The following is a 5787-nucleotide window of genomic DNA, read 5'->3' as shown; positions in this document are numbered from 1 at the left end:
CGCCGTCACGGCTCGCTGGGTCCGGCGCCAAGGGTGTTGCCGAGCGCGTAGCCCCGCCCCGTCAGCAGCCGAAAGGAACGCATCGCCCACACCCTGCGGGGCGGGGGCGAGCGCCGCACTGCTGCACTACGGGGAGCAGCGCGGCGCGCTCGCGGTCGGCCTGGTGGGGTGGCCCTGGTCGGGTTGCTCGGCTGCGCGCCGCGGCTGCTGCCGGCGGGTTTCCTGCGGGCCCGGCGGGGGCTGCCGACGGTGATCGGGCTGCGTGGCCTCGCCTCGGCGGCGTTCGCCGGGGCGGAGGTGGTGATCCCGTTGATGCTCTCCCGGGAGCGCGGGTTCGCCCCGACCGCGGCGGGTCTGGTGCTCACCGTGGGCGCGGTCTCCTGGTCGGCCGGCTCCTGGCTCCAGGGGCGGTTGCGTACTCCGCGCTCCGCCGCCACGCTGCCCCGGGCCGGGCTGGGCTGCGTCACCGCCGGTACGGCCGTCGTGGCGCTGACCGTCGTGCCGGCCGTGCCGGTGCCGTTCGCGGTGCTCGGCTGGGCCACGGCCGGGCTCGGGATGGGGTTGCTCTACCCGTCCCTGTCGGTGCTCACCCTGGCCCTCTCCGCCTCGGGTGAGCAGGGCCGGAACAGCTCCTCGCTGCAATTGGGCGACTCGTTGTTCGCCGCCACCGTGCTGGCGCTGACCGGCGCGGTGCTGGCTGTCGGCCCGGCGCCCGGTCCGGCCGGGTACGCGGCGACGCTCGCGGTGGCGGCCGGCTGCGGGCTGCTCGGCGTGCTGCTCGCGGGCCGGGTGGTGGTGCCGTCACGAATGGGGATGCCGGCTCGTCAGTCCGGGTGAGACAGGGGGCGGTTCATGAGGGTTCTGGTCACCGGGGCGAGCGGCCGGCTCGGGCGGGTGGTGCTGCCGACGCTGCTCGGCGAGGGTTTCGCGGTGCGGGCGATGAGCCGGCACGGCGCGACGACCCCCGGGTGGAGTGGGTGGTGGCGGACCTCGCGACCGGGGAGGGGCTGACCGGGGCGGTCGGCGGCGTCGAGGCGGTGCTGCATCTGGCCTCCGCGCCGGGCGGTGGTCGTACCCACGACGTCGACGTGCTCGGCACCCGGCGACTGGTCGTCGCGACCGGGTCCGCCGGCGTACGGCATCTGGTGCACGTCTCGATCGTGGGGATCGACCGGGTGCCATTCGGCTACTACCGCCACAAGCTGGCCGCGGAGGAGGTGGTCCGGGCCGGTGCGGTGCCGTGGAGCATCCTGCGGGCGACCCAGTTCGCGGAGTTCCTGGACGAGCTGCTGCCGTCCGCCAGCCGGTTCGACCCGACGATCGGGGACCGGGCGGTGCTCGCCCAGCCGGTCGACCCGGGCGAGGTGGCGGCCCGGCTCGCCGCGCGGCTCGCGGCCGGTCCGTCGTACGCGGTCGAGGAGTTCGCCGGGCCGCAGGTGCTCCGGTTCGACGAGGCGGCACGCGCCTGGCGGGCGGCCCGGAACTCCCGCCGGCCGCTGCTGCCGGTACGGATTCCGGGGCGGCTGGGCCGGGCGCTGCGGTCCGGCGGGCTGACCACCGCAGCGACCCCGACCGGCACCCGGACCTGGGCGGATCATCTCGCTGACACGTACGGGGGAACCGGGCGGAGATGAAAGCGTCGGCGATTCACCTTCGCTTTAGCGTGGCCGCATGCTCGTTTTCGTCACCACGGTGATCCTCTACGTGTTCGGTTTCGTCTTCCTCTACGGCGTGATCCGGCTGGGTGTCCGGCACGGGATCGAGGACGTCGAAGCGCACCGCATCCAGGCGGCCCGGGCGGAGGAGCTCGCCTCGTTCCAGGACCGGACCTTCGCCCGCGAGAACGCCTTCCTCACCGGCAGCTGACCTCGGCCGAGCCGCGGGCAGGGTCCACCGAGCGCAACCGGGGCGCGGGTGCGAGGATCGCATCCGTGATGGGGACGCTGAAGACCGAGCCGGCCCGCGCCCGGCTGGACCTGCTGGCACCGCCGGTGGCCGCCGCGATCGAGCGGTGGCCGGCCGAGGCACCGGTCGACGTGGACGACGTGCTGGTCGCGCCGATCGACGCCGAACTGGCCGACACGGCCGCGTTCTGCGCGGCGTACGAGGTGGGGCTCGACGTGTCGGCCAACTGTGTGGTGATCGCCGGCAAGCGGGAGGGCGAGATCCGGTACGCCGCCTGCATCGTGCTCGCCACCACCCGGGCCGACGTGAACGGGGTGGTCCGCCGGACGCTGAACGTGCGCAAGGCCAGCTTCGCGCCGATGGCCGACGCGGTGGAGCTGACCGGCATGGAGTACGGCGGCATCACGCCGATCGGCCTGCCGGAGCAGTGGCCGATCCTGGTCGACTCGCGGGTGATCGCCACCCCGCACGTGATCATCGGGTCCGGCGTACGGCACAGCAAGATCGCGCTGCCCGGGCCGGCGCTCGGCGCGTTGCCGGGGGCGACGGTGGTGGACGGGCTGGCCAGGCCGGCCTAGATCATCGCGGGCGTCGATGCGGTTGCACGTGAAACATCACGATCATCGATGAACGTCCGGTGTCGGTCGACACCGGATGTCCACGTCGTCAGGCCGCCGACTCCCGCTGGTCGACCTCGCGGAGGGCGGCGAGCAGCGTCTCCGGCTCCTGCGCGCCGGTGACGGCGTACTTCCCGGCCAGCACGAAGGTCGGCACGCTGGTCACCCCGAGCTGGTGGGCGGCGGCCAGGTCGGCGGCGACCTCGCGCCGGCCGACGTTCGAGTCCAGGTACTCCCGGGTCTCGGCCTCGTCCAGGCCGACCTCGGCGGCGAGCTTGACCAGCGCGTCCTTCGAACCGACGTCGATCCCGTCGGTGAAGTGCGCCCGGTAGAGCGCGTCGATCATCTCGGCCGCGCGACCGCGCTCGGTGGCGAACCGGATCAGCCGGTGCGCCTCGAAGGTGTTGGAGTGCACCGCCCGGTCGAAGCGCATGTCCAGGCCGACGCCGGCCGCGACCTGCGACACCTGGGCGAACATCGCCTCGGCCCGCTCCCGGCCGCCGAACTTCGCGCCCATCGCCTCGACCAGCGGCTTCGGCTCGGTGACCGGCGTCGGGTCCAGCTGGAACGGCCGGTACCGGACGGTCACCTCACCGTCGTACGACTCGAGGGCCTGCTCCAGCCGGCGCTTGCCGATCCAGCACCAGGGGCAGACCACGTCGGCGTAGATTTCGATCTCCATGAACGGGGTGAACGCCCAGCTCAGCCGGCTTGTTCCCGGACCTGGCGCTTGAGCCGGGCCAGGATCGCGGTCCCGCCGCGCACCCGCAGCGGGCTGATCGCCTGGGCCAGCCCCATCCGCTGGTAGAGGTCGTCCGGCACGGCCAGCACCTGCTCGGCGTTCGCCCCGGCCAGCCCCTCGGCGAGGATGCCGGCGAAGGCGCGGGTGGTCGGCGCCTCCGGCGGGCAGTCGAACCAGGTGAGCACCGTCCCGTCCGGCTGGACCTGGGCGCGCAGGAAGAACGCCGTCTGGCACTCGGGGACCTGCTCCATGCCCGCCCGGTCGATCTCCGCGGGCAGGGGCGGGATGACGTCGGCGTACTCGAGCAGCATCTCCAGGACCAGGTCGCGGGGCGCGGCGGCGAACTCGTCGACGATCTCGGCCAGCTTGGTCGGCATCTCGGGCATCCCGTCAGGCTACCGCCGTCGCCGCGGCGCCCACCCGGGTCGGCGGAGGGCGCCGCGTCGACCGGGTCACATGTTCGGGGCGGCCTCGCTGATGTCGCTGAGGGCGGAGTTCGGGTCGAGCTGCATGGCCAGGTCGCCCAGCGAGACGATGCCGACCAGCTTGCGGTCGTTGTCGCAGACCAGCACCCGCCGGATGTTGCGCTCGCGCATCAGCGCGGCCGCCTCGCTCGCGGTGGAGTGCTGCTCGATCATCACCACCTCGCGGGTGATGATCGAGCCGATGGTGGTGGTCCCCGGGTCGGCGCGTTCGGCCACCGCCCGCACCACGATGTCCCGGTCGGTCAGCATGCCGGCGAGGGTGGCCCCGTCGGTGACCACCACGTCGCCGATGTCCGCCTCCTTCATCACCCTGGCCGCCTCGTCCAGCATGGTCTCCGCCGGGAGGTAGACCACCTGCTTCGTCATCACGTCGCTGACCCGGTACATGAGAGCCCTCCGCAAACCTCGGTCGATCCCGCAGCGGTACCCGGTGGCGCGTCCGCTACACCCCGTCGCGGCGCGCCGCGCGCACCTCGACGACGAGCCGCTCGACCAGACCGTCCAGCGGCAGCTCGACCCGCTCGCCGGCGGCCCGGTCGCGCAGCTCGACGTACCCGTCGGCGAGCCGGCGGCCGACCACGACGGCGCGCGGGATGCCGATCAGCTCGGCGTCGGTGAACTTCACCCCGGCCGAGACGTGCGTCCGGTCGTCGACCAGCACCCGCAGGCCGGCGGCGGCCAGGCGTCCGCCGAGGTCGAGTGCCGCGTCGAGCTGCGGCCCCTTCCCGGCCGCCACCAGGTGTACGTCGCACGGCGCGACCGCGGCGGGCCACACCAGACCCCGCTCGTCGTGGTGCTGCTCGGCGACCGCCGCCACCGCCCGGGACACCCCGATGCCGTAGCAGCCCATGGTCGGCCGGACCGGCTTGCCCGCCGGCCCGAGCACGTCGACGGCGAACGCGTCGGTGAACCGCCGGCCGAGCTGGAAGATGTGCCCGATCTCGATGCCCCGGCGGATGGTCAGCTCGCCGACCTCGCACGCCGGGCAGGCGTCGCCCGCGCGCACCTCGGCCGCCTCGATCGTGCCCGCCGGGGTGAAGTCCCGACCGCAGACCACGTCGACCGCGTGCCGGCCCGGCTCGTTCGCCCCGGTCAGCCAGGTGGTGCCGGTGACCACGCGGGGGTCGACCAGGTAGCGGACGCCGAGCTTCTCCAGGATCTGCGGCCCGATGTAGCCGCGGACCAGCTCGGGGTGGGCCGCCCAGTCGTCGAAGACCGCGACCGTGGCCGGATGCAGCGCCGCCTCGACCCGCTTGAGGTCCACCTCCCGGTCGCCGGGCAGCCCGATCACCAGCAGCTCGGACTCCTCGGTGCCGGGCCGGCGCACGGTCAGCACCACGTTCTTCAGGGTGTCCGCGGCGGTCCAGGCGCGCCGCCCGCCGAGGCCGCGCGCGTTCGCCAGCTCGACCAGCGAGGCGATCGTCGGGGTCTCCGGGGTGTCGTGCACCTCCAGCGCCGGGTGCGCGTCCGGGTCACCGGTCGCCGGGGCGCGGGTCACCACCGCCTCGGTGTTGGCGGCGTAGTCGCAGGCCGTGCAGCCGACGAAGGTGTCCTCGCCGACGGGTGTGGCGGCCAGGAACTCCTCCGACGCCGAGCCGCCCATCGCCCCGGACATCGCGTGCACCACCGTGTAGTCCAGCCCGAGCCGGTCGAAGACCCTTCGGTACGCGTCGCGGTGCCGGTCGTACGCCGCTTGCAGACCCGCCTCGTCCAGGTCGAACGAGTACGCGTCCTTCATCAGGAACTCGCGCCCGCGCAGCAGGCCGGCCCGCGGCCGGGCCTCGTCCCGGAACTTCGTCTGGATCTGGAACAGCGTCACCGGGAAGTCGCGGTACGACGAGAAGAGGTCCTTGACCAGCAGCGCGGCCAGCTCCTCGTGCGTCGGGGCGAGCAGGTGCTCCGCGCCCTTCCGGTCGGCGAGGGTGAAGATGTCGTCGCCGTACTCCGCCCACCGCCCGCTGGTCCGGTACGGCTCCGCCGGCAGCAGTGCCGGGAAGTGCACCTCCTGGTCACCGATCGCGGTCATCTCCGAGCGGAC

General features: G+C 73.7%; 9 protein-coding genes. 5 read left to right on the top strand and 4 right to left on the bottom strand.

What is annotated here, in order from left to right; genetic code table 11:
* Positions 1-168: 168 nt before the first annotated feature.
* The 5 genes from JNW87_RS33630 (at position 169) to JNW87_RS33610 (ending at position 2483) form a co-directional block, all read left to right on the top strand.
* Positions 169-837, top strand: a complete 669-nt coding sequence (locus JNW87_RS33630; protein WP_238455069.1) for a hypothetical protein — start codon at positions 169-171, stop codon at positions 835-837.
* A gap of 15 nt (positions 838-852) precedes the next feature.
* Complete coding sequence (locus tag JNW87_RS33625) at positions 853-1011, top strand: hypothetical protein (protein WP_238455068.1); 159 nt, start codon at positions 853-855, stop codon at positions 1009-1011.
* Complete coding sequence (locus JNW87_RS33620) at positions 981-1634, top strand: SDR family oxidoreductase (protein WP_238455067.1); 654 nt, start codon at positions 981-983, stop codon at positions 1632-1634. Before JNW87_RS33625 ends, JNW87_RS33620 begins: the two co-directional genes overlap by 31 nt.
* Before the next feature lie 37 nt (positions 1635-1671).
* Positions 1672-1866: a hypothetical protein gene (locus JNW87_RS33615; RefSeq protein ID WP_109801598.1), complete on the top strand. Its 195-nt coding sequence runs from the start codon at positions 1672-1674 to the stop codon at positions 1864-1866.
* 68 nt (positions 1867-1934) lie between these two features.
* Positions 1935-2483 carry a YbaK/EbsC family protein gene (locus tag JNW87_RS33610; protein WP_109801599.1) on the top strand — a complete coding sequence of 183 codons (549 nt, stop codon included), beginning with the start codon at positions 1935-1937 and terminating at the stop codon, positions 2481-2483.
* Between the two features lie 88 nt (positions 2484-2571).
* Here JNW87_RS33610 and JNW87_RS33605 read toward each other — a convergent pair whose 3' ends face one another.
* The 4 genes from JNW87_RS33605 to JNW87_RS33590 form a co-directional block, all read right to left on the bottom strand.
* Complete coding sequence (locus JNW87_RS33605) at positions 2572-3204, bottom strand: DsbA family protein (RefSeq protein ID WP_109801600.1); 633 nt, start codon at positions 3202-3204, stop codon at positions 2572-2574.
* 20 nt (positions 3205-3224) lie between these two features.
* The gene (locus JNW87_RS33600; protein WP_109801601.1) at positions 3225-3650 is read right to left on the bottom strand and encodes a SufE family protein; all 426 of its coding nucleotides are present in this window, start codon (positions 3648-3650) and stop codon (positions 3225-3227) included.
* A gap of 66 nt (positions 3651-3716) precedes the next feature.
* Entirely contained in the window at positions 3717-4136 is a 420-nt protein-coding gene (locus JNW87_RS33595) for a CBS domain-containing protein (protein WP_109801602.1), read from the bottom strand.
* A 55-nt stretch (positions 4137-4191) separates the two neighbouring features.
* Positions 4192-5787, bottom strand: a 1596-nt coding sequence (locus JNW87_RS33590; RefSeq protein ID WP_238455066.1) for a proline--tRNA ligase, incomplete at its 5' end; no start/stop codon positions are given.

The organism is Micromonospora sp. ATA51 (assembly GCF_016802855.1).
Taxonomy (GTDB): Bacteria; Actinomycetota; Actinomycetes; order Mycobacteriales; family Micromonosporaceae; genus Micromonospora; species Micromonospora sicca.
Note: the sequence above shows the minus strand (reverse complement) of the source record. Positions and strands in the feature narration are given on the sequence as shown.

Excerpts from the sequence above, each read along its gene's own strand:
- JNW87_RS33625 (WP_238455068.1), top strand. The coding sequence starts at position 853 with ATGAGGGTTCTGGTCACCGGGGCGAGCGGCCGGCTCGGGCGGGTGGTG.
- JNW87_RS33615 (WP_109801598.1), top strand. The coding sequence starts at position 1,672 with ATGCTCGTTTTCGTCACCACGGTGATCCTCTACGTGTTCGGTTTCGTC.
- JNW87_RS33610 (WP_109801599.1), top strand. The coding sequence starts at position 1,935 with ATGGGGACGCTGAAGACCGAGCCGGCCCGCGCCCGGCTGGACCTGCTG.
- JNW87_RS33605 (WP_109801600.1), bottom strand. The coding sequence starts at position 3,204 with ATGGAGATCGAAATCTACGCCGACGTGGTCTGCCCCTGGTGCTGGATC.
- JNW87_RS33600 (WP_109801601.1), bottom strand. The coding sequence starts at position 3,650 with ATGCCCGAGATGCCGACCAAGCTGGCCGAGATCGTCGACGAGTTCGCC.
- JNW87_RS33595 (WP_109801602.1), bottom strand. The coding sequence starts at position 4,136 with ATGTACCGGGTCAGCGACGTGATGACGAAGCAGGTGGTCTACCTCCCG.